Origin of the sequence: Pantoea sp. JGM49, assembly GCF_018257655.1 — a bacterium.
GTDB lineage: Bacteria > Pseudomonadota > Gammaproteobacteria > Enterobacterales > Enterobacteriaceae > Pantoea > Pantoea communis.
The window spans coordinates 154,703-177,854 of record NZ_JAERJM010000002.1; the positions used below are offsets into that span (position 1 = coordinate 154,703).

19 protein-coding genes are annotated in these 23,152 nt (G+C 53.0%); 13 read left to right on the forward strand and 6 right to left on the reverse strand.

The genetic code is table 11. The annotated features are described in order from the left end of the window. The 3 genes from cyoA to JK231_RS03875 form a co-directional block, all read right to left on the reverse strand. Positions 1–927: a cytochrome o ubiquinol oxidase subunit II gene (gene cyoA, locus JK231_RS03865; protein ID WP_034828097.1), complete on the reverse strand. Its 927-nt coding sequence runs from the start codon at positions 925–927 to the stop codon at positions 1–3. A gap of 440 nt (positions 928–1,367) precedes the next feature. After that, positions 1,368–2,855, reverse strand: a complete 1,488-nt coding sequence (ampG, locus tag JK231_RS03870; RefSeq protein ID WP_211728036.1) for a muropeptide MFS transporter AmpG — start codon at positions 2,853–2,855, stop codon at positions 1,368–1,370. A gap of 54 nt (positions 2,856–2,909) precedes the next feature. Beyond that, positions 2,910–3,488, reverse strand: coding sequence for a lipoprotein (locus tag JK231_RS03875; RefSeq protein WP_211728037.1), 579 nt, complete (start codon positions 3,486–3,488; stop codon positions 2,910–2,912). Positions 3,489–3,755: 267 nt separating this feature from the next. Between JK231_RS03875 and bolA the strand changes: the two genes are divergently transcribed. The 9 genes from bolA (at position 3,756) to JK231_RS03920 (ending at position 14,140) form a co-directional block, all read left to right on the forward strand. Beyond that, positions 3,756–4,070, forward strand: a complete 315-nt coding sequence (gene bolA, locus JK231_RS03880; RefSeq protein WP_034828103.1) for a transcriptional regulator BolA — start codon at positions 3,756–3,758, stop codon at positions 4,068–4,070. A 301-nt stretch (positions 4,071–4,371) separates the two neighbouring features. Further along, on the forward strand, positions 4,372–5,676 hold the full coding sequence (tig, locus tag JK231_RS03885) for a trigger factor (RefSeq protein WP_211728038.1): 1,305 nt from the start codon (positions 4,372–4,374) through the stop codon (positions 5,674–5,676). Between the two features lie 336 nt (positions 5,677–6,012). Then, a complete protein-coding gene (gene clpP, locus JK231_RS03890; protein ID WP_008103933.1) occupies positions 6,013–6,636 on the forward strand; it encodes an ATP-dependent Clp endopeptidase proteolytic subunit ClpP in 624 nt (207 codons plus the stop codon). A gap of 127 nt (positions 6,637–6,763) precedes the next feature. Continuing rightward, the gene (gene clpX / locus JK231_RS03895; protein WP_211728039.1) at positions 6,764–8,035 is read left to right on the forward strand and encodes an ATP-dependent protease ATP-binding subunit ClpX; all 1,272 of its coding nucleotides are present in this window, start codon (positions 6,764–6,766) and stop codon (positions 8,033–8,035) included. 186 nt (positions 8,036–8,221) lie between these two features. Further along, positions 8,222–10,576: an endopeptidase La gene (lon, locus tag JK231_RS03900; protein WP_034828111.1), complete on the forward strand. Its 2,355-nt coding sequence runs from the start codon at positions 8,222–8,224 to the stop codon at positions 10,574–10,576. Between the two features lie 213 nt (positions 10,577–10,789). Beyond that, positions 10,790–11,062 carry a nucleoid-associated protein HU-beta gene (gene hupB, locus JK231_RS03905; protein ID WP_034828113.1) on the forward strand — a complete coding sequence of 91 codons (273 nt, stop codon included), beginning with the start codon at positions 10,790–10,792 and terminating at the stop codon, positions 11,060–11,062. A 237-nt stretch (positions 11,063–11,299) separates the two neighbouring features. Then, a complete protein-coding gene (gene ppiD, locus JK231_RS03910; RefSeq protein ID WP_160832689.1) occupies positions 11,300–13,168 on the forward strand; it encodes a peptidylprolyl isomerase in 1,869 nt (622 codons plus the stop codon). Positions 13,169–13,307: 139 nt separating this feature from the next. Continuing rightward, positions 13,308–13,631 carry a ComEA family DNA-binding protein gene (locus tag JK231_RS03915; RefSeq protein WP_211728040.1) on the forward strand — a complete coding sequence of 108 codons (324 nt, stop codon included), beginning with the start codon at positions 13,308–13,310 and terminating at the stop codon, positions 13,629–13,631. A 101-nt stretch (positions 13,632–13,732) separates the two neighbouring features. Beyond that, the gene (locus JK231_RS03920) at positions 13,733–14,140 is read left to right on the forward strand and encodes a YbgC/FadM family acyl-CoA thioesterase (protein ID WP_058962233.1); all 408 of its coding nucleotides are present in this window, start codon (positions 13,733–13,735) and stop codon (positions 14,138–14,140) included. A 209-nt stretch (positions 14,141–14,349) separates the two neighbouring features. On the opposite strand, the gene queC is transcribed toward JK231_RS03920, so the two are convergent. Both queC and JK231_RS03930 read right to left on the reverse strand, forming a co-directional pair. After that, the gene (queC, locus tag JK231_RS03925) at positions 14,350–15,045 is read right to left on the reverse strand and encodes a 7-cyano-7-deazaguanine synthase QueC (RefSeq protein ID WP_058962234.1); all 696 of its coding nucleotides are present in this window, start codon (positions 15,043–15,045) and stop codon (positions 14,350–14,352) included. A 26-nt stretch (positions 15,046–15,071) separates the two neighbouring features. Beyond that, a complete protein-coding gene (locus JK231_RS03930) occupies positions 15,072–16,787 on the reverse strand; it encodes an SgrR family transcriptional regulator (protein ID WP_211728041.1) in 1,716 nt (571 codons plus the stop codon). 93 nt (positions 16,788–16,880) lie between these two features. On the opposite strand from JK231_RS03930, the gene cof reads away from it, so the two are divergent. After that, positions 16,881–17,702, forward strand: coding sequence for an HMP-PP phosphatase (cof, locus tag JK231_RS03935; protein ID WP_211728042.1), 822 nt, complete (start codon positions 16,881–16,883; stop codon positions 17,700–17,702). A 153-nt stretch (positions 17,703–17,855) separates the two neighbouring features. Here the strand turns inward: cof and JK231_RS03940 are convergent, their stop codons facing one another. After that, positions 17,856–18,896 carry a PLP-dependent cysteine synthase family protein gene (locus tag JK231_RS03940; RefSeq protein ID WP_211728043.1) on the reverse strand — a complete coding sequence of 347 codons (1,041 nt, stop codon included), beginning with the start codon at positions 18,894–18,896 and terminating at the stop codon, positions 17,856–17,858. A gap of 115 nt (positions 18,897–19,011) precedes the next feature. On the opposite strand from JK231_RS03940, the gene JK231_RS03945 reads away from it, so the two are divergent. Genes JK231_RS03945 through JK231_RS03955 form a run of 3 tightly spaced genes read left to right on the forward strand, consistent with a single transcriptional unit; the run spans position 19,012 to position 23,035 of the window. Then, positions 19,012–19,473 carry an Lrp/AsnC family transcriptional regulator gene (locus JK231_RS03945; RefSeq protein ID WP_034828126.1) on the forward strand — a complete coding sequence of 154 codons (462 nt, stop codon included), beginning with the start codon at positions 19,012–19,014 and terminating at the stop codon, positions 19,471–19,473. 24 nt (positions 19,474–19,497) lie between these two features. Then, the gene (locus JK231_RS03950) at positions 19,498–21,267 is read left to right on the forward strand and encodes a SmdA family multidrug ABC transporter permease/ATP-binding protein (RefSeq protein WP_211728044.1); all 1,770 of its coding nucleotides are present in this window, start codon (positions 19,498–19,500) and stop codon (positions 21,265–21,267) included. Beyond that, on the forward strand, positions 21,260–23,035 hold the full coding sequence (locus JK231_RS03955; RefSeq protein ID WP_211728045.1) for a SmdB family multidrug efflux ABC transporter permease/ATP-binding protein: 1,776 nt from the start codon (positions 21,260–21,262) through the stop codon (positions 23,033–23,035). The genes JK231_RS03950 and JK231_RS03955 overlap by 8 nt, the downstream gene beginning before the upstream one ends. Positions 23,036–23,152 lie beyond the last annotated feature (117 nt).

Here is a 23,152-nt window from a genome sequence, read left to right on the forward strand (position 1 = left end):
TTATTCCTCGGCTCCCGCAGCAGCGGCGTGATTCATGTCCATGCCTTTGTGCTCTGGCATGTCCATCTTTCCGTGGCTCATCATGAACTTATCAATAACCTGCTTGAACAGTTCTGGATTCGCAGTTGAGAAATATTCCACCGGGTGATTTTCGCTTGGCGCAGCCAGTTTCTCGAAATCATCCATGGTGGTCAGCGCGTTAGGTGCTGCTTTAACTTTAGCCACCCACTGCTGGAATTCCGCATCGTCTTTGGTTGCAATAGCTTTAAACTTCATGCCAGAGAAACCGCGACCACTGAAGTTCGCAGAGATACCGTCGAATGTTCCTGGCTCATTGGCGATCAGGTGCAGTTTAGTCTGCATGCCCGCCATGGCGTAGATCTGGCTACCGAGCGTAGGAATAAAGAAGGAGTTCATTACGGAGTTGGAGGTGATCTTGAAGTTCACCGGAGTATTTGCCGGGAAGGCAATCTGGTTCACGGTTGCAATACCCTGTTCCGGGTAGATAAACAGCCATTTCCAGTCCAGCGCAACCACATCGATCTCAACCGGCTTCACATCAGAGACCAGCGGTTTGCTTGGCTCAAGTGCGTGGGTTGATTTCCAGGTCAGCACGCCGAGGAAGATAATGATCAGGATTGGAATCGTCCAGACCACGGCTTCCACTTTGTTAGAGTGTGACCAGTTAGGGCTATAAGTCGCATTAGTATTGGTTGCCCGATATTTCCAGGCAAAGAATACTGCCATGAAGACTGCCGGGATAACCACGATCATCATCAAGCCAAAAGCTGTCAGAATCAGCGAACGTTGCTCCAGTGCAATCTGTCCTTTGGGATTTAACAACGCACTATCGCAGCCACTGAGTAATACAGCGCCTGCAATTAATGACAAAATCCCCAAACTTTTATTGTATTTCCTGAGTCTCATTTAACGACCTCAATGACAAAGGGCTCTATTGTCGTTTAAGTGTGCGCGCATTTTACGGGAAGGTTTATGCAGTGTAAACCAGCTTAAGGATGTGTCAGAAGGCTGTTGACACCTTTTGCTAAGGGTGTCACAGATGTTGCGCAGGGTGACAAATTATTAATTGCGACAAGCAGTTGGCGTCAATATAACAAAAAACAATGATAGAAACCGCAGAAAAATCAGGGAAAGCATAAACCGTACTATTAATGCCCATTTATTTAACAATTATGTAGCATTTGGGTGATGAGTTTTCTACAAAGTAATTGCGCACCGGATTTAAATATAATCCAGGGTTGTTAATTTAATGTTTCTTTTTCGCGATGAAAAAAATGCTATTCGTTAAAATGAGTTCGTTGTTATTTTTTTAGCCAAATATTTAGCCGCTGGCAAATTATCATTACTTAACTCAGATTTTTTCCCGGCATTTTTCTTAACGCCAGACAATCCAGAATCACACCTAGCGCCACGGCCACCAACGCCAGTGCCATGCCCATCTCAAAAAGTGGTGTCAGCAGCGCATTGACATGCCAGATGCCCGCTGCATTCAGGGCTAGCATCACCAACCAGAGTGCCAGCAGGCCACTTCCGAAGCTGAACAGACGCACTGTCCAGCGATAGCCCTGCGACCAGCGGGTTCGTATCATAAACTCCCCGCTCTGCTGGATGGCTTGCAGGGTGCTGCGGCTAATCCACAGCAGCAATAAACCGGGCACGCCAGCGAACACAGTGAAAGCGTAGAAGGTCGGCCAGCCCCACAGCTCAACCAGCCATCCCGCTGCCGGTCCGACATAGACACGCCCGACGGCAGAAAGCGCCGAGAGCAGCGCGAACTGTGTCGCGGAAAACGATTTGTTGCACAGCGTCATCAGCAGGGCAACAAAGGCGGCGGTGCCCATCCCTCCGCAAAGGTTCTCAATGAACACCGCGCTCGCCATGCTCCATAAATGAGGCGGCGTCACGGCCAATAGCCAGTAAGCGAAGTTGGAAACGGCCTGAAGAATGCCGAAAATCATCAGGGCACGGAACAGGCTCAGGCGTTGCATCAGCACACCGCCGTACAGCGCACCAATGATGGTTGCCAGCAATCCCAGCGTTTTATTCACCAGTCCGACATCGCCGGCGCTGAAACCTACACCGCGAATCAGGAAGGTGGTGGTGAGCGACGCAGCAAAAGCATCACCGAGCTTATAAAGGATGATTAAGGTGATCAGCAGCCAGGCATTGTTACGCAGGAAGAAGTCTTTGAGCGGGAACGAAACGGCCTGACGCAGGGTGTGCGGCTCGCGCGCGGATGCTGCGGGCTCTTTGGCCAGCAATGTCGCAATCAAACCTGGCAACATCAACAGTGCCATTAACCAGTAAGTCGCCTGCCATCCCAGATAGCGATCGGCCAGCCACAGCGCCAGTCCGCCTGAAATCAGCATCGCCAGGCGATAACCCAACACAGTAATCGCCGCGCCGCTGCCCCGTTCTTCTGGCGGTAGCACATCGGTTTTCCAGGCATCAAACACGATATCCTGCGATGCAGAACAGAAGGCAACCAGCACGGCCAGGGCAGCCAGCAGCGTCAGATCGCGCGAAGGCTGCATAAAGCCCATGGCGATAATACCGGCGATCAGTGCGAGTTGAGTGACCAGTAGCCAGCCACGGCGACGGCCAAGAAACGGCGGGGTATAGCGATCCATCATCGGCGACCACAGGAACTTAAACACGTAAGCCTGGCCGACAAGGGAGAAGAAACCGATGGTTTTCAGGTCGACATTCTCTACGGTCATCCACGCCTGTAGGGTCCCGGCCGTGAGTGCTAAAGGCAGTCCGGAAGCAAAACCGAGCAGCAGTAATACGGCTGCATTACGTTGGGTGAAAATGCGCAGATAGTGAGAAGTCATAACCAACCTGAAATGATGCCCGGCCAAAGATGACCGGGCAGAATAGCTGAGGAATTAGCGGGCGTTCTGTTTAATAAATTCGTGAACGCTGGTGTCCTGCGCCATATCAGCAATCACGTCGCTCAGGGTAGAGTTGACCGCGTTGGTGATCTTCGCGTTAGTGGCGGTGAATGCGCCTTCTACGCTGTAAGTCTGACGATAGTTTTTAACCTGCTTGTTACCGTTTTTCGCGGTTGCAATGATGGAAATGTCAGCTTTGGTGGTAATGCTGTAACGCACGTTACCTTGTGTCACATCAGCGTAAAGACCATTGACGACAATCTGCAGGTCAACCGCACCGTTTGGTCCGATCATATAACCGCGTGCTGTCATCTGCTTCTCCAGCACTTCCTGTAACAGGAAACGCAGATCGCGCGATGGTGTTAAGGTGACTAACTGACCGTCACGATTCACTTTTGCCAGTGCCTGATCGGAACGCTGATCGGCACCGTTAACGCTGATGGTGGCACCCATCAGACCGGGATCTTGCTGTGGCAGCTGGATCTTAGGCTGAATGTTCAGGGTGGTGTTATTGCTGGCACAGCTGGCTAAAATAAACGCAGCCAGCAGAGGGAATAACAGTTTTTTCAACATACTCATTCTCGTTAGCATATGGGTTGGTTTGCAAAACTGCGGCCATCATAGCATTGCGCGACGGCGAAAAAAGCCCCGTGCCTGTGGAAATTGATTGTAAAGGCTTTTTTCGGACAGGCGGTCATGCAACAGCATTGACCTGACGCATGAGCCCGTTAAGATGCGCAGCAGATCAGGAATTATTTCCGGCGCGCCTGCGGGTTGGGCAAAAAACCTACTAATATTTAAACAGATGGGCACAGCGCTCGCCGTTGAGGAGTGTTAACAATGATTCGCGAACAAATAGAAGAAAAGCTGCGTAAGGCGTTCGAACCTGCACATCTCGAAGTGCATGATGAAAGCTATCGTCATAACGTGCCCGCTGGTTCTGAAAGTCACTTTAAAGTGGTGATTGTCAGCGATGTGTTTACCGGCCAGCGATTCCTGCAGCGTCATCGCGCCATTTATGGCGAATTGACCGAAGAGTTAGCAGGGAGCGTGCACGCACTGGCACTACACACTTACACGCAAAAAGAGTGGGATGGTTTGCAAGATACCGTGCTGGCGTCACCGAACTGTCGTGGAGCGGGTACCCTCGCCTAAGTTCACACTTGATCCTCTCTCAAAACGGCCTGCGGGCCGTTTTCTTTTCATCTATTACCCTCAAACGCGATCCATGGCGCAAAAAAGCAGCAAAACCGCTAAAAAGTGGTGAGTTTGCAGCCTCGACTCATTCCAGCGATGCCGCTATAATGCGGCGTCTATTTTTCCGGAATGTCTTCGGGACGCTTCTGGTGACAGGGATTAGGTTCTGCCTGCAGAGGCCGTCCCGATTGTTGGATACGGCGCATTTAATGTGTGGTGTCTGAAGTTGACCGAGCACGTGATTTTTTGAGGTAACAAGATGACAGTTTCAGTAGAAACCACTCAGGGTCTGGGCCGTCGCATTTCGATTACTGTTGCAGCTGACAGCATCGAAAGCGCAGTGAAGAAAGAACTGGTGGAAGTGGCTAAGAAAGTCCGTATCGACGGTTTCCGTAAAGGCAAAGTGCCGGCAAACATCATTTCTCAGCGCTACGGTGCTTCTGTTCGCCAGGACGTGCTGGGCGAGCTGATGACGCGCAACTTCGTTGACGCCATCATCAAAGAGAAAATCAACCCAGCTGGCGCACCAAACTACGTGCCAGGTGAGTACAAAGAAGGTGAAGATTTCACCTACGCGGTTGAGTTCGAAGTGTATCCTGAAGTTGAGCTGAAAGGCCTGGATGCTATCGAAGTCGAGAAGCCAGTGGTTGAAGTCACCGATGCTGACGTTGATACCATGCTGGAAACCCTGCAGAAGCAGCAGGCGACCTGGAAAGAGAGCGATGCAGCAGCGACTGCTGAAGATCGCGCAACCATCGACTTCTCCGGTTCAGTAGACGGCGAAGAGTTCGAAGGCGGCAAAGCGTCTGAATTCGTACTGGCGATGGGCCAGGGTCGTATGATCCCAGGCTTCGAAGAAGGTGTTGTTGGCCACAAAGCGGGCGAAACCTTCACTATCGACGTGAAATTCCCGGACGATTACCACGCTGAAACCCTTAAAGGGAAAGACGCGAAGTTCGAAATCGTGCTGAAAAAAGTGGAAACTCGCGAGCTGCCAGAACTGACTGAAGAGTTCATCAAGCGCTTTGGCGTTGAAGATGGTTCCGTTGCCGGTCTGCGTGCAGAAGTGCGTAAGAACATGGATCGTGAGCTGAAAGGCGCTATTCGTAACCGCGTAAAATCTCAGGCGATTGATGGTCTGGTTGAAGCCAACGACATCGACGTGCCAGTGGCACTGATCGACAGCGAAATCGACGTTCTGCGTCGTCAGGCTGCTCAGCGTTTTGGTGGCAACGAGAAGCAAGCTTTCGAACTGCCACGTGAGTTGTTCGAAGAGCAGGCTAAACGTCGCGTTGTTGTCGGTCTGCTGCTGGGCGAAGTGATTCGCATCAACGAGCTGAAAGCTGACGAAGACCGCGTTAAAGCGCTGATCGAAGAGATGGCTTCTGCATACGAAGATCCGCAGGAAGTGATCGAGTTCTACAGCAAGAACAACGAGCTGATGAACAACATGCGCAACGTTGCACTGGAAGAGCAGGCTGTTGAAGCGGTTCTGGCGAAAGCCAAAGTGACCGATAAAGCAACCAACTTCCAGGAACTGATGAACCAGACCTCAGCGGCCTGATTCGTTAGTTAACCGAAAGTGCGAAGCCCGCGACTGAAAAGTCGCGGGCTTTTTCGTTTTAAGGCGCTAACCGCACAGATTTGTCCTCTATTTGCCTAATTAATCGGCAAATTGTTCGCTAAGCTCTTTTTCCGTGTTAGCGAATGGGCAAAAGGTTGTTATGCTTGAAACAACTGGGCAGCATCCCCAGATACAGGGAGAATGCATGAAAACAGTGAGACTGGCTGATTAACCGTCCTGTTATGTCGGAGTGAGAAGGCAGCGCATAGTTTTCCCGACGCGCCTCACGTAATATCGGTACAGAATGTTGCCAATGAAATTTATCAGGAGACGGTAATGTCATACAGTGGCGATCGTGAATTTACTGCACCGCACATGGCGCTGGTGCCAATGGTGGTCGAACAAACCTCGCGCGGCGAGCGTTCATACGACATTTACTCCCGCCTGCTCAAAGAGCGTGTGATCTTCCTGACTGGCCAGGTTGAAGATCATATGGCCAACCTGATCGTGGCGCAGATGCTGTTTCTGGAAGCTGAGAATCCTGAAAAAGACATTTATCTCTACATTAACTCGCCAGGCGGCGTGATTACTGCCGGGATGTCGATTTATGACACTATGAAATTTATCAAGCCGGACGTCAGCACCATTTGTATGGGTCAGGCTTGTTCGATGGGTGCGTTCCTGCTGACTGCAGGTACCAAAGGTAAGCGCTTCTGCCTGCCGAATTCCCGCGTCATGATTCACCAGCCGCTGGGCGGTTATCAGGGCCAGGCGACGGATATCGAAATCCATGCGCGTGAAATTCTGAAAGTGAAGCAGCGTATGAATGAGTTGATGGCTGAACATACCGGCAAATCACTGGAAGAGATCGAACGCGACACTGAGCGCGATCGTTTCCTCTCTGCCAGCGAAGCGGTAGAGTATGGCTTGGTCGATTCCATCCTGACGCATCGCCAATAAGACACATCTGGCTGCCCCTTACGCTATAGTTAACGGGGCAGCACGATGAGTTGCATGAATATCGGCCGTTGATGTGCGGCCAGTGCCGTACACCAAATTGGGTCTGAGAACGAAAAGAGGTTAGCTGATGACAGATAAGCGCAAAGACGGTTCAGGTAAGTTGCTGTACTGCTCTTTCTGCGGCAAAAGCCAGCATGAAGTCCGTAAGCTGATTGCCGGGCCGTCAGTGTATATTTGCGACGAATGTGTTGATTTATGCAACGACATCATTCGCGAAGAGATTAAAGAAGTGGCTCCGCACCGTGAGCGCAGTGCACTGCCGACACCGCATGAAATCCGTCATCATTTAGATGATTACGTCATCGGTCAGGAAAGGGCGAAAAAAGTGCTGGCGGTAGCGGTCTATAACCACTACAAACGTCTGCGCAACGGCGATACCAGTAATGGAATCGAACTGGGCAAAAGTAACATTCTGCTGATCGGTCCAACCGGTAGCGGTAAAACCTTGCTGGCTGAAACCCTGGCGCGTTTGCTGGATGTTCCGTTCACCATGGCGGATGCCACCACCCTGACCGAAGCCGGTTATGTGGGTGAGGATGTGGAAAACATCATCCAGAAATTGCTGCAGAAGTGTGATTACGATGTGCAGAAAGCACAGCGCGGTATCGTTTATATCGATGAAATCGATAAGATTTCTCGTAAGTCAGATAACCCGTCAATCACGCGTGACGTATCCGGTGAAGGCGTACAGCAGGCGTTGCTGAAGCTTATCGAAGGTACCGTTGCCGCGGTTCCGCCGCAGGGTGGACGTAAGCATCCACAGCAGGAGTTCCTGCAGGTTGATACGTCTAAGATCCTGTTCATTTGTGGTGGTGCTTTTGCTGGCCTCGACAAAGTGATTTCCCAGCGCGTGGAAACCGGATCCGGTATCGGCTTCGGCGCTACGGTGAAAGGTAAATCGCAAAAAGCCAGCGAAGGCAAGTTGCTGTCGCAGGTTGAGCCAGAAGATCTGATCAAATTTGGTCTGATTCCAGAATTCATTGGTCGTCTGCCGGTGGTGGCGACGCTGAGTGAATTGAGTGAAGAAGCCCTGATTCAGATTCTGCGCGAACCGAAGAATGCGTTGACCAAACAGTACCAGGCTCTGTTTAACCTTGAAGGTGTGGAGCTGGAGTTCCGTGATGAAGCGTTGACGGCGATCGCTAAGAAAGCGATGTCACGCAAAACCGGCGCGCGTGGTCTGCGTTCTATCGTAGAAGGTGCGCTGCTGGAAACCATGTACGATCTGCCATCGATGGATGACGTGGAAAAAGTGGTGATTGATGAGTCAGTGATTGACGGTCAATCCGAGCCGATGTTGATTTATGGTAAGCACGAAGCTCAGGCTTCTGGCGAATAAATAAACAATCTAACCATGTTGTTATCTTAAAAAAGGGGAAAATGTTTCCCCTTTTGTTTTTCTCTCTCCCCTGACATTGAATGTCGACCAAGCATCCCCATATACTCAATATCCTGTGGGTTGAACTGCAAACTTCTTTTACGCGGTACCCATCACCTGGCGGACATTAAACTAAGAGAGAGCTCTATGAATCCTGAGCGTTCTGAACGCATTGAAATCCCCGTGTTGCCTTTGCGCGACGTGGTGGTTTATCCGCACATGGTAATTCCGTTGTTTGTTGGTCGGGAAAAATCGATTCGTTGCCTCGAAGCGGCAATGGATCATGACAAGAAGATCATGCTGGTTGCCCAGAAAGAGGCTTCAACGGATGAACCTGGTATTAACGATCTCTTCTCTGTAGGGACCGTCGCTTCCGTATTGCAGATGCTCAAGCTGCCCGATGGCACGGTGAAAGTGCTGGTTGAAGGCTTGCAGCGTGCGCACATCACCACACTGGCTGATAATGGCGACCATTTTGTTGCCCAGGCCGAATACCTGATCTCGCCAGAAATTGAAGAGCGTGAGCAGGAAGTGCTGGTGCGTACGGCGATTAATCAGTTTGAAGGCTACATCAAACTGAATAAAAAAATTCCTCCTGAGGTTTTGACCTCACTGAACAGCATCGACGATGCGGCGCGTCTCGCCGACACCGTGGCAGCGCATATGCCGCTGAAGCTGGCTGATAAGCAGTCAGTGCTGGAAATGTCCGACATCAACGAACGTCTTGAATATCTGATGGCGATGATGGAATCCGAAATCGATCTGCTGCAGGTTGAGAAGCGCATTCGCAATCGCGTGAAAAAGCAGATGGAGAAAAGCCAGCGTGAGTACTATCTGAATGAGCAAATGAAAGCCATTCAGAAAGAGCTGGGCGAAATGGATGATGCGCCGGACGAATACGAAGCGCTGAAACGTAAAATTGAAGCGGCAAAAATGCCGACTGAAGCGCGCGAAAAAGCCGAAGCAGAACTGCAGAAGCTGAAAATGATGTCGCCGATGTCTGCAGAAGCCACCGTGGTACGCGGTTATATCGACTGGATGGTTCAGGTTCCATGGGTCGCGCGCAGCAAAGTGAAAAAAGACCTGCTGAAGGCGCAGGAAACGCTGGATACCGATCATTACGGTCTGGAACGCGTGAAAGACCGCATTCTTGAGTATCTTGCGGTGCAGAGTCGCGTTAGCAAAATTAAGGGCCCAATTCTGTGCCTCGTCGGACCGCCAGGCGTGGGTAAAACCTCGCTGGGTCAGTCGATCGCGAAAGCCACCGGTCGTAAATATGTGCGTATGGCGTTGGGCGGTGTACGTGATGAAGCGGAAATCCGTGGACATCGCCGTACTTACATCGGTTCTATGCCGGGCAAACTGATCCAGAAAATGGCGAAAGTTGGCGTGAAGAACCCGCTGTTCCTGCTGGATGAGATCGATAAGATGTCGTCCGATATGCGTGGCGATCCGGCTTCGGCACTGCTGGAAGTGCTGGATCCAGAGCAGAACATTGCGTTCAACGATCACTATCTGGAAGTGGATTACGATCTCTCCGATGTGATGTTTGTGGCGACCTCTAACTCCATGAACATCCCGGCACCGCTGCTGGATCGTATGGAAGTGATTCGTCTCTCGGGTTATACCGAAGATGAAAAACTGAATATCGCCAAACAGCACTTACTGCCGAAACAGATTGAGCGTAATGCACTGAAAGAAAAAGAGATCAGTGTTGACGATAGCGCCATCATCGGCATTATTCGTTACTACACCCGTGAAGCGGGCGTGCGTAGTCTGGAACGTGAACTCTCCAAGCTGTGCCGTAAAGCAGTAAAAACGCTGCTGATGGACAAAAGTAAGAAGAGCATCAAGATTAATGGTGAAAACCTTCACGACTTCCTGGGCGTGCAGCGCTTTGATTATGGTCGAGCGGACACTGAAAACCGCGTAGGTCAGGTCACCGGTCTGGCATGGACGGAAGTGGGGGGCGATTTGCTGACCATTGAAACCGCCTGCGTACCGGGTAAAGGCAAACTGACTTATACCGGCTCACTGGGTGAAGTGATGCAGGAGTCTATCCAGGCGGCGCTGACAGTGGTTCGCGCACGTGCGGAGAAACTCGGCATCAACGGGGATTTCCACGAGAAACGTGACATCCACGTGCACGTGCCGGAAGGGGCAACGCCGAAAGATGGTCCAAGTGCCGGTATAGCCATGTGTACGGCGCTGGTTTCTTGTCTGACCGGTAACCCGGTGCGCTCTGATGTGGCGATGACAGGTGAGATCACTCTGCGCGGTCAGGTGTTGCCGATTGGTGGTCTGAAAGAGAAGCTGCTGGCAGCGCATCGCGGTGGCATCAAAACCGTGTTAATCCCGGATGAAAATAAGCGCGATCTGGAAGAGATTCCACAGAACGTGATTGCCGATCTGACCATCCATCCTGTGAAGCGTATTGAAGAGGTGCTGAACCTGGCACTGGAAAATGCGCCTTACGGCATGCAGGTTGCGACGGCAAAATAGTGATTAACGGCAAAAACCGTTAAAAAGCGAAGCTGGCAGGCCAAATGGTGCTTGCCAGCTTTTTTTTGTGCCGCTAATTTAGGGGGCTGTTGAATCAACGAATAAGATGAATACCGTTGTTTCAGCTCCACAGGCTTGATATAACTGGCTGCGCGTTCGCACCGGGCGGGAAGCGCGGGTGCGATGTGAATAATAAAAGAGGGGATGAATAGAGTGAATAAGTCACAGTTGATCGACAAAATTGCTGCAGACGCTGACATTTCTAAAGCAGCAGCGGGACGTGTGTTAGATGCATTCATGGGCTCCGTTTCTGACGCGCTGAAAGGCGGTGATGAAGTGGCACTGGTTGGTTTCGGTACTTTCTCTGTACGTGAGCGTGCTGCTCGTACAGGCCGTAACCCGCAAACCGGTAAAGAGATCACCATCCCGGCTGGTAAAGTTCCGGGCTTCCGTGCAGGTAAAGCACTGAAAGACTCAGTCAATTAATGACCGCTGACACATCCATTGAAGCATTTTCTTCTATGGATTGAGGACGAAAAAGCCGTTCTCATGTAACATACGGGCACATCATTTTTGATGTGCCTTTTTTATTCTTGATGCGCGGCGATGGCCACAGGCTATTGTCTCCGCATGGTTGCCAACTGCCAGCCTGAACAGCAGTTGCACGATGATGACATCGTGTCAGAGCTTTACATTCACACTACAGCGGAGTGTTGTCATACCATGATGGACAATTTACGCGCGGCGTCGAATCATGTCGTGCTCAAGATCATTCTGGGATTGATCATCCTGTCTTTCGTACTGACCGGGGTGGGCAACTACCTGATCGGCGGTGGCAGCGATTATGCCGCCAAAGTTAATGGCCATGAAATTAGCCGTGCAGAGCTTGAGCAGGGCTTTAACAACGAGCGTAATCGTCAGCAGCAGATGCTGGGCGATCAATTCTCGCAGCTGGCCAGCAACGAAGGTTACATGCAGCAGATGCGTCAGCAGGCGCTGTCTCAGCTGATTGATCAGGCGTTGCTTGATCAATACATCAAAGATCTGAAGATTGGCATTAGCGATGATCAGATCAAGCAGGCGATCTTCAATCAAAAAGCTTTCCAGACTAACGGCAAGTTTGATAACGCGAAATATAACGGCTTAATCACTCAGATGGGCTTTACGCCGGATCAGTACGCGGCGGCGCTGCGTAAGCAGTTGGCCACTCAGCAGTTGATCAATGCGATCGCTAATACCGATTTCATGCTGAAAGGTGAAACCAGCAAGCTGGTAGACCTGGTCTCGCAGCAGCGTGAAATTCGTCAGGCGGTGATTGATGTTAACGCGCTGGCAGCGAAACAAACGGCCAGTGATGATGAGATCAATCAGTATTACCAGCAGCATCAGAACAGCTTCATGGCACCTGAGCAGTTCCGCGTCAGCTACATCAAAATGGATGCTGCCAGCATGCAGGAAACCGTGAGCGAAGCGGACATTCAGAGTTGGTTCGATCAACACAAAGCTGACTACTCACAGCCGCAGCGCAATCGCTACAGCGTGATTCAGACCAAAACTGAAGCGGATGCCAATGCCGTTCTGGAAGCGCTGAAGAAGGGTGAAGACTTCGCTACGCTGGCAAAAAGCAAATCCATTGACCCAATTTCGGCACGCAAAGGCGGCGATATGGGTTGGCTGGAGCCGGGTACCACGCCGGATGAGCTGAAAAATGCCAACCTGACGCAGAAAGGCCAACTGTCTGGCGTGATCAAATCTTCAGTCGGTTTCCTGGTGGTACGTCTGGATGATATCCAGGCCGAGCAGATTAAGCCGCTGGCTGAGATCCATGACGCCGTTGCTGACAAGGTGAAGCAGGAAAAAGCAGTCGACGCCTTTTACAAGCTGCAGCAGAAAGTCAGTGAAGCGGCCAGCAATGACAACGAGTCGCTGGCGGGTGCGGCACAGGCTTCCGGTCTGAAAGTCACGGAAACCGGCTGGATCACGCGTGATAATGTTCCGGCTGAACTCGATTTCGATCAGGTCAAGCAGGCGATCTTCAACGGTGGACTGGTGGGCCAAAACGGTGCGCCGGGTAATAACTCTGACATCATCAGCGTCGATGGCGATCGTGCATTCGTGCTGCGCATCAGTGAGCACAAGCCTGAAGCCGTGAAACCGCTGGACCAGGTGAAAGCGCAGATTGCCGACACGCTGAAGCATGACAAAGCCACACAGCAGGCTAAAGCGCAGGCCGATAAGCTGCTGGTTGATCTGAAAGCCGGTAAAGAAGATGCGCTGAAAGCGGCAGGCTTGACCCTGAGCGCCAGCAAATCCTTTGATCGTAATGCACAAGATCCGGTTGCGCAGTCTGCCTTTAACTTGCCACAACCCGCGGACAACAAACCGTCCTGGGGCGTGAGCGAAGATATGCAGGGCAACGTGGTGCTGGTCGCACTGGATAAAGTCAGCCCGGGTAATATGCCGCAGGCGCAGATTGATGAGATGGTGAAAGGCGTGACGCAGAATAACGCACAGATTGCGTTTGAAGCGCTGCTGGAAAACCTGCGCAAAGACGCGAAAATCAAATACGGCGCGGCTGCACAAAACCAGTAAGCCTCACAAAAAATGTGAATCCGCTGCAACACTCAAAGGCCGCTTCTGCGGCCTTTTCCATTTCTGGAATTGCCCTTTTGAGCCTGAAAACACGCTGTGACACTCTGCTGTGGCTGTCAAACACAAGGAGAAACACAGCATGGTGAAATCAACTTTTCGCGCTCTATGTATCACGCTGGCGCTGGGTGGCGCACTCTATACCACCGGACTGTCCGCGGCCGAAAGCCCCAGCGAAACGCAGGCGACGCAAGTATCCTCGCCGCAAGAGGGACAGGTCAGCATCAATCAAGCCAGCGCTGAACAGCTCGCAGCCGTAATGAACGGCATCGGCCTGAAGAAAGCTCAGGCGATTGTCAGTTACCGCGAGCAATATGGTCCGTTTACCGCCATCGATCAGCTTAAGGAAATACCGGGCATCGGCAATGCGCTGGTCGAACGTAACAGCGATCGCCTGAAACTGTGAGGCGGGTCGCGACTTTGAAGGATTGATAAAGCACCCAATCAGGCTGTGCTATGCTCAACAGGTCATACCAGTTGGTATTCACAGTCTGAACAGGAGCAACAATGCAAACCACCATCAAAGTACGCGGCTATCATCTGGACGTTTATCAGCATGTGAACAACGCACGCTATCTCGAATTTCTGGAAGAGGCGCGCTGGCAATGGCTGGAGGATGTCGATGCTTTTCACTGGCTGATGGATCAGAAGCTGGCGTTTGTGGTGGTCAATATCAATATTAACTATCGTCGTCCGGCGGTGCTGGGCGACGTATTACATATTGAGAGCGAAGTGTCACAGTTGAATGGCAAAAGCGGCATTATTTCGCAGCGCGTGCTGCTGGCGGGTGATAACACCGTGGTGGCAGACGCCGCGTTAACTTTCGTCTGCATCGATTTGCGTACGCAAAAAGCGGTACCGATGGAAGGGGAGCTGCGCGACCGTTTGTCGGCATTGATGGTAGAAAGCCATTAACAGCGGAGCGAGCTGGCGTCAGAAACGCCAGCCAGCTAAACCGCTTAATAAGTTCCAGCTAGTTAAGTAGCCCAATGAGTTGCAGCGAACGAAGACGCTCAAACAGTTCCTGCTAGCGAAGCAGCTCAATTATTTCCTGCTAGCGAATCAGCTAAACCCTCCCAACCAGCCAGGCCGCGCAATCACTGCGAGCCTCCGATTTAGCGCAATCAGTTAAGGCCGCTTTTTTGTTTCATCGCTGCCATGACGGCTGAAGCATTAGCCTGATAATCCGCCAACCCGCGCGCGCGCAGATGGCAAGCCGCGCATTCACCACAGCCATCGCCTTTCACACCGTTATAACAGGTCAGGGTTTCCGCCCGCACCAGTGGCAACTGTTGCCAGTAATCGGCCAGCGCCCAGGTTTCCGCTTTATTCAGCCACATCAGTGGCGTTTCGAAGCGAACGTTGCGCGCCATACCGAGACTCACGGCATTGTTGAGCGCTTTAACGAACTCATCGCGGCAATCAGGGTAGCCGGAGAAATCTGTTTCGCAGACACCGGTAATCACCGCCTCGGCTTCCACCTGATAGGCGTAGATAGAGGCTAAGGTCAGGAACAGAATATTGCGGCCCGGCACAAAAGTGCTCGGCAACCCGCTGGCGTCAGGATCGTAAGTAGGCACTGGAATGTTATCGCGCGTCAGGCTGCTGACTGCCAGCTCATTGAGCAGCGTCACATCCAGTACTTTGTGTGCACGCGCCCCCAGTTTGTGCGCCAGTTCTGCCGCGACTTCAATCTCTTCGCGATGGCGCTGACCATAATCGAAGGTGACACAGTGCACTTCATCATACTGCTGCAGTGCCTGAATCAAGCAGGTGGTGGAATCTTGTCCGCCACTGAATACGACAACGGCTCGTTTCATCTCAATTTCCCCAAAAATCAGTGCGTCTATGGTACTGGCTCGGGCGCGGGCTGAACAGCCCCTGCGGTTGCGGGCGGTGGAATCCAGGCGCGGGTGAAATCAAACCAGCCCAATGTATTGAGCTGGATGCCTTCAACGCCGGGCGGGGCAAACACCTGATAGCGATAGTTAAACAGCGGCAACAGATGTCCGTCACCCATCAGCTGCTGGAACAATTGCTGTGTTAATGCTGCGCGTTGCTCTGGGTCGGGCTGATGGGCGATAGCGATGAGTGGCGCTTGTAGTACCGGGGCACGTAAGGGAGTCCATACGGGATCGTTCTCCAGCCAGTTCACCAGGGTAAACAGCGGTGCATCGCCAATTAACCGGTCACCCATCACCACATCGGCATCGCTCAGGTCGATATCGTCACGCCAGTTTTTCACATCATGAAAAACGCAGGTTAATTCGCAGCCCTGATGGGCCAGCAAAGGCACCAGCGCCTGCGCCATCACATGCAGTTCGATAGGAAGATGGTAGTGCAGTGTGAGTTTTTCGGGCAGCTTGACGGTGGTCATCCCGGCAGAGGGAACGGGCCAACCGGGCAGCAACTCCTTGCTCGCGGTAATCAAGCCTTCATCCAACGGTAACTGCTGAATCACGCCACTGTGTTGTATTAATGCAATCAGTGTTGTTGCCTGAGCAGCAGTGAAACTGGCGGAAATGCGCGGTGCCAGATAACAGAAGCCGAGGCTGATGCTGTGATCGACCGGGCGCAATGCGTCCAGCTCGTCAGGATCACCAATGGCGATTTGCACCGGGTGGCGACAGCTGGTGCCGAGACCATGGGCAAACAGCTGTGGAGTAATCCAGTATTCCACCCGCTGAATCAGCGGTCGTTGCAGATGCCAGCGGGCATGACTTTCCAGGCGAACCAGCTCATCGGTGAAATGGGTCAGCTTCCAGGGGCCACTGCCTATATCCACTGCATCAGGATGTGGCAGCAGGCAGTATTGATGTGCCAGACGCTGCGGCAGCCAGTAGTCGCTCTGACGCAATTGAATACGCAGAGCCAGCGGATGTGGCGCCTCGATGCGTTCGATAGAGGCCAGCAGGCGGCTGCCGCGCACGGTTTGCATAATCTGCTGTAACTGAGCAACCAGCTGCGCAGCTTGAATTGGCTCATCGTTGTGCCAGCTGAGCTGAGGTCGTAACCAGAAATACCAGTCACAGCCGCTGCCATCATGTTGCCAGTGATGCGCAAGATCACCTTCTACATCGTCGCCATTAAAGCGCGTCAGGCCAGAGAAAATCTGCCGCACCAGGTGCTGCTCAGCTCTTCCGGTCAGACGCAGCGGCCGCAGCGGCTCCATCGCGCGATAATAGGGAATACGCAGTACCGGTGCCTGATTCTGCCATTGGCCGCCCATCAGCGGTCGCAGCATTTTCACCAGCCGCTCAGGATGAAGATCCAATACTTGCAACGCTTGTATCGCTTCGCCTGCTTCCAGTTGCTGGGTTAGCAGCTGTTGGCGAAGTTGTTCAGGTGAGATCAGAAATGTCAGTTCGCCTTGTTTTCCGCGGCCGGATTCGCCGCGCCAGTGCAGCCAGCCTGCATCCTGCCACTGGCGTAATAAGGTACGTACGTGGCGCTCACTGCAAAAACAGTGTTGGGCCATGGCAGCAACACTCAAACGCAGAGGCTCGCCCTGGCTGAGTTGCCACAGGCGCTGAAATTGATTAACCCGATGAAGTTGGCGCATGGCTAAACCCGGAACAGTTTCCTGAAAGTATTCACTATTAGTTCCGTAATTACCAGGCGATAGTAGATTCCTCACTCAGACAGGAGACATTGCATGGCTCGCCTCGCGGCATTTGATATGGATGGCACGTTGTTACTGCCGACGCATCGGTTAGGGAATGAAACCATCGACACCCTGCATGCCTTGCATCAGCGCGATATCACCATTGCCTTTGCCACGGGCCGCCATCTGATGGATGTGCAGGTGGTACGTGAACAGCTCACCCTGCCGGCCTGGTTGATTACCGGCAATGGCACACGCATTCACGATCTGGAGGGTCAGCAGCTGTTTGGCTGTGATCTGTCCTCTTCTGTAGCCGAAGAGGTGATCCACACGCATTGGCAAACGCCGGCATCGATTCATATCTTCAACGATGAGGGCTGGTTCACCGATAAACCGTTGCTGGGAGCATTGGAAGCACACGTGATGAGCGGCTTCCATTATCAGCTGCGCGATTTGCGTCAGATGTCGGCGCATGAGGTGACCAAAATTTGCTTTATTGCGCCGCATGAGATGCTGCAGGCGTTAAAAGTAGAGTTGCAGCAAGCCTTGGGTGAGCGCGCCAATATCTGTTTTTCCGCATGGGATTGTCTGGAAGTTCTGCCGCTGGACTGCCACAAAGGCGCGGCGCTGGCGCATCTGTGCCAGCATCTGTCGCTATCAATGGCGGATTGTATGGCGTTTGGTGATGCGATGAATGATCGCGAAATGCTGGAGCGCGTTGGCAGCGGGTTCATCATGGGCAACGCCATGCATCAATTGAAATCGTCGCTGCCGCATTTGCCGATTATTGGACATTGCGAGACACAGGCGGTGTCTCATTACTTAAATCACTGGATGAGCACACCACACCTCGATTATTCCCCCGAATGCTGAGGCTTACAGTGAACCGGACAGGATGTCCGGTTTTTTATTGCATACCCGTCATACTTCGAATTGCAGGTGCGTTGGCTGCACTCGTTTACCCGAATCACTTACTCCAGTAAGCTCATCGGGATGCTCTCGTTTGCCTCCTTCCTGCAATTCGAATTATTTAGGGTAAAGCTCACGCAGCCACGGCTGAATATCCCCGATATGCTGCGCGACCCACTCCGGGTTGTAATAGGTGTCCGGATAACGCTCACCACTGTCGCACAGTAGTGTCACCAGCGAACCTTGCTCGCCATTTTCCCGCATGCGTTTCGCCACCTGCAGCATGCCCCAGAAGTTGGTGCCGGTTGAAGCGCCAGGGCGACGACCCAGAATTTTCTCCAGATGAAGCATCGCAGCCACTGTCGCGCCATCGGGTACTTTGATCATTTCGTCGATCACATCCGGTAAAAACGACGGCTCCACACGCGGACGTCCGATGCCTTCAATCATGCTGCCGCGATCGCTGCGCAGCGCGCTGTCACGACTATGCCAGAAATCAAAGAACACGGAGTGCTGCGGATCCACCACCAGCAGACGCGTATCGTGCCCCTGATAACGGATATAGCGGCCCAGTGTGGCCGAAGTCCCGCCGGTTCCCGCGCTCATCACCACGGTATGCGGCACCGGGAAAGGCTCATGCGCCATCTGACGGAAAATACTTTCTGCGATGTTGTTGTTGCCGCGCCAGTCAGTCGCGCGCTCGGCATAGGTGAATTGATCCATAAAATGACCGTTGAGTTCACGCGCCAGACGTTCCGATTCGCTATACAGCTGACAAGGATCGGCAACGAAATGGCACTCGCCGCCGTAAAAACGGATCATTTCAATTTTGCGTTTCGCCGTGCTGGCGGGCATCACGGCAATAAATGGCAGACCCAACAAACGCGCAAAATAGGCTTCTGACACCGCCGTGCTACCGGATGACGCCTCAATGATAGGCGTATTATCGCGGATCCAGCCATTGGCCAACCCATACAGGAACAGCGACCGCGCCAGGCGATGCTTCAGGCTGCCACTCGGATGGGTGCTTTCATCTTTGAGGTAAAAGCGGATGCCCGGAAAATCCTCCAGCGCAAAGCGAATAAGATGCGTATCCGCAGAGCGTTGAAAATCGGCGTTAATTTCATTGATGGCGTGGCGAACCCAGGGCGTTTGCATGTGACGAATCCGTAATCATTATTGTGCACAGTGTAAGGCACTGGCAGGAAAATAAGGTTGCTTTAATCCGGGTATAATGCCCGAATAAGAGAAAATTTTTCTCCCGGAGCGCCGAATGCTAGATAAAACTGACCGCACTTTGCTGGCGATATTGCAACAGGATTGCACGTTATCACTGCAGGCCTTGGCGGATGCGGTGAATCTCACTACCACGCCGTGCTGGAAACGCCTGAAAAAGCTGGAAGATGATGGCATTATTCGTGCGCGCGTGGCTTTGCTGGATGGGGAGAAGATGGGCCTTTCTCTCACCGCTTTCATGTTTGTCAAAACACAACAGCACAGCAGCGACTGGTTTCAGCAATTTGTTGCCGTGGTACAGCAGATGCCTGAAGTGATGGCATTCTATCGCATGGCCGGAGAGTACGATTATCTGCTGCGCATCCAGGTGGCCGATATGAAAAGTTACGATGCATTTTACAAACGTCTGGTGAATGGCGTGCCAGGCCTGATTGATGTGACCTCCAGTTTCGCCATGGAAGAGATTAAATACACCACCGCGTTGCCGGTAGCGCCCTGATCGGGCACAGAAAGAGAGTGTCTTGTGCGATTATTTAGCCAATTAAGTTGGTATTTCCTGCGCGAGTGGCGGCGATATCTGGGTGCCGTCAGCTTGCTGATTGTGATTGCGTTATTGCAACTGCTGCCGCCGCATGTGGTCGGCGTGATTGTCGATGGCGTGACGCAACACACTTTAAGCAGCGGCAAAATTTTCATGTGGATCGGCGTGATGCTGGTGACGGCGGTCATCGTCTATCTGCTGCGCTATGTCTGGCGCGTGCTGCTGTTCGGTGCGTCCTACCAACTCGCGGTTGAATTACGCGAAGATTTCTATCGCCAGCTGAGTCGCCAGCATCCGGCGTTCTACTTGCGTCATCGAACTGGTGATTTGATTGCACGCGCCACCAATGATGTGGATCGCGTGGTGTTTGCCGCCGGTGAAGGCGTCCTGACGCTGGTGGATTCGCTGGTGATGGGCTTAGTGGTGCTGGTAGTGATGAGCGTGCAAATCAGCTGGGAATTGACGCTGCTGGCGCTGATCCCGATGCCGCTGATGGCGATTGCCATTCAGAAAGATGGTTCGCGTCTGCACCAGCGCTTTAAAGTGGCGCAGGCCGCCTTCTCCAGCCTGAACGATCAAACGCAGGAGAGCCTCACCAGCATCCGCATGATCAAAGCGTTTGGTCTGGAAGATCATCAATCCCAGCAGTTTGCAGACATTGCCCGCGATACGGGTAAAAAGAACCTGCATGTAGCGCGGGTTGATGCACGCTTTGATCCCATCATCTATATCGCCGTGGGTTTCTCTAACCTGTTGGCGATTGCCGGTGGTGGCTGGATGGTGTGGCACGGTAGTTTGACGCTGGGTCAGCTCACCAGCTTCGTTATGTATCTCGGGCTGATGATTTGGCCGATGCTGGCGCTGGCATGGATGATCAATATCGTTGAACGCGGGAGCGCGGCATGGAGTCGCATTCGCGCGCTGTTGGCGGAAGCGCCGGCGGTGGAGGATGGGCAGAAAGTCCTGCCCGCCGACGCCGGAGATTTACAGGTCGCCATTCGTGAATTTCATTATCCCGCCAACGCAGGCGCGGCGCTGAGCCATGTTAATTTTCAACTGAAACCGGGGCAAATGTTGGGGCTGTGCGGTCCAACCGGCTGTGGTAAAAGCACGCTGTTGAGTCTGATTCAACGTCATTTCGACATCGACCAGGGTGATATTCGCTACCATAACCTGCCGCTCACGCAGCTGCGACTTGATAGCTGGCGCAGTCGGCTGGCGGTGGTGAGCCAGACGCCGTTTTTGTTCTCCGATACCGTGGCCAATAACCTGGCACTGGGGCGTCCGAATGCGTCTCAGGAAGAAATTGAGCGCGTGGCGCGCATGGCCTGTGTACACGATGACATTCTCCGTCTGCCGCAGGGCTATGACACCGAAGTGGGTGAGCGCGGTGTGATGCTTTCCGGTGGTCAAAAACAGCGTATTGCCATTGCCCGCGCGCTGTTGCTGAATGCGGAAATCCTGATCCTCGACGATGCACTATCCGCGGTGGACGGTCGCACAGAGCATGAAATCCTGCACAACCTGCGGCAGTGGGGCAAAGGCCGCACATTGATCATCAGTGCTCATCGTTTATCGGCGTTGACCGAGGCCAGTGAAATTCTGGTGCTGCAACAAGGTGCGGTGACTCAGCGCGGCGATCATGACAGCCTGCTAGCGAAAGAGGGATGGTATCGCGATATGTACCGCTATCAGCAACTCGAAGCGGCGCTGGATGAAGACGAAGCCACAGAGGAGGCGAATCATGGCTAAATCGCAACGTTTGTGGCCAACCCTGAAACGCCTGCTGTCGTACGGCAAACCCTGGCGCAAATCGCTGTGGCTGGCGGTTGGCATGCTCTGGATTGCGGCGGCGGCAGAAGTCACCGGTCCGGTGCTGGTTAGCTACTTCATTGATAATCTGGTGGCGAAACACCAGATGCCCTGGGGCATCGCCATCGGGCTGCTGGTGTGCTTTATTTTGCTGCAACTGCTGGCTGCGGGTTTGCACTATTTCCAGGCGCTGCTGTTTAATCGCGCGGCGATTGGTGTGGTGCAGCAGTTACGCGTGGATGTAATGAACGCGGCACTGCGGCAGCCGCTTAGCGCCTTTGATACCCAGCCGGTGGGGCAGATTATCTCGCGCGTCACCAATGATACTGAAGTGATTAAAGATCTCTACGTCACGGTGGTAGCCACCGTGCTGCGCAGTGCGGCACTGATTGGCGCAATGCTGGTGGCGATGTTCTCGCTCGACTGGCGCATGGCGCTGGTGGCGATTGTCATCTTCCCGCTGGTACTCACGGTGATGCTGATTTATCAGCGTTACAGCACGCCGATTGCACGTCGTGTGCGTAGCTATCTGGCGGATATCAATAATGGTTTCAATGAAGTGATCAACGGCATGAGCGTGATCCAGCAGTTTCGCCAGCAGGCGCGCTTTGGTGAACGCATGGGCGAGGCCAGCCGCTCACACTATCTGGCGCGCATGGAAACTCTGCGACTGGACGGTTTCTTGTTGCGTCCGCTGTTGAGTCTGTTTTCGGCGATGATCCTCTGTGGGCTGCTGATGCTGTTCAGCTTTGCCACGCCCGGGGTGTTTGAGGTCGGCGTGCTTTACGCCTTTATTACCTACCTGGGACGACTGAACGAACCCTTGATTGAGCTCACCACGCAGCAATCGATGCTGCAACAGGCGGTGGTTTCCGGCGAGCGTATTTTTGAACTGATGGATGCCACACAGCAGGGCTACGGTGGCGATAACCAGCCGTTGGCTTCTGGGCGCATTACCTTACACGATGTCAGTTTTGCTTACCGCGACAATCGGGATGTACTGAGCCATATCAGCCTCGAAGTGCCGGCGCGCGGTTTTGTGGCGCTGGTGGGGCATACAGGCAGTGGCAAAAGTACGCTGGCGAATTTACTGATGGGATATTACCCGGTGACACGCGGTAGCATCGAGCTGGATGGTCGCCCCTTACCGCAGCTGACGCATGAAGCGTTGCGGCAAAGCGTCGCGATGGTGCAGCAGGATCCGGTGGTGCTGGCTGATACCTTGTTAGCCAACGTGCGGCTGGGACGCGATATCCCGGAAGAGCAGGTGTGGCAGGCACTGGAAAAGGTGCAGCTCGCGCCGCTGGCTCGCTCGATGTCGGAGGGCATCCACACGCGATTGGGCGAGCAGGGCAACAATTTGTCGGTCGGGCAAAAACAGTTACTGGCGCTGGCGCGGGTGCTGGTTTCGCTGCCACAGATTTTGATTCTTGACGAAGCGACCGCCAATATCGATTCCGGCACCGAGCAGGCGATTCAGCATGCGCTGCGTGCACTACGCCAGCACAGCACGCTGGTGGTGATTGCACACCGCCTTTCTACCATCACCGAAGCGGATCAGATTCTGGTATTGCACCGTGGTAAGGTTGCCGAGCGTGGCACGCATGCACAGTTGCTGGCTCAACAGGGTCGTTACTGGCAGATGTATCAGCTACAGCAGGCGGGTGATGAACTCGCGGCGAGCATCCCCGCACAAGCAGAAGGGTGAATTGCACCTTTTTTGCGCAGATTTATCGGATTGTTCTGTATTGATGCACTCCTTTGAGGCTGAAAGCACCAAAGGGGTGCAATATTGCAACACCTTTCTTTTGTCCTGTTTCCAAAC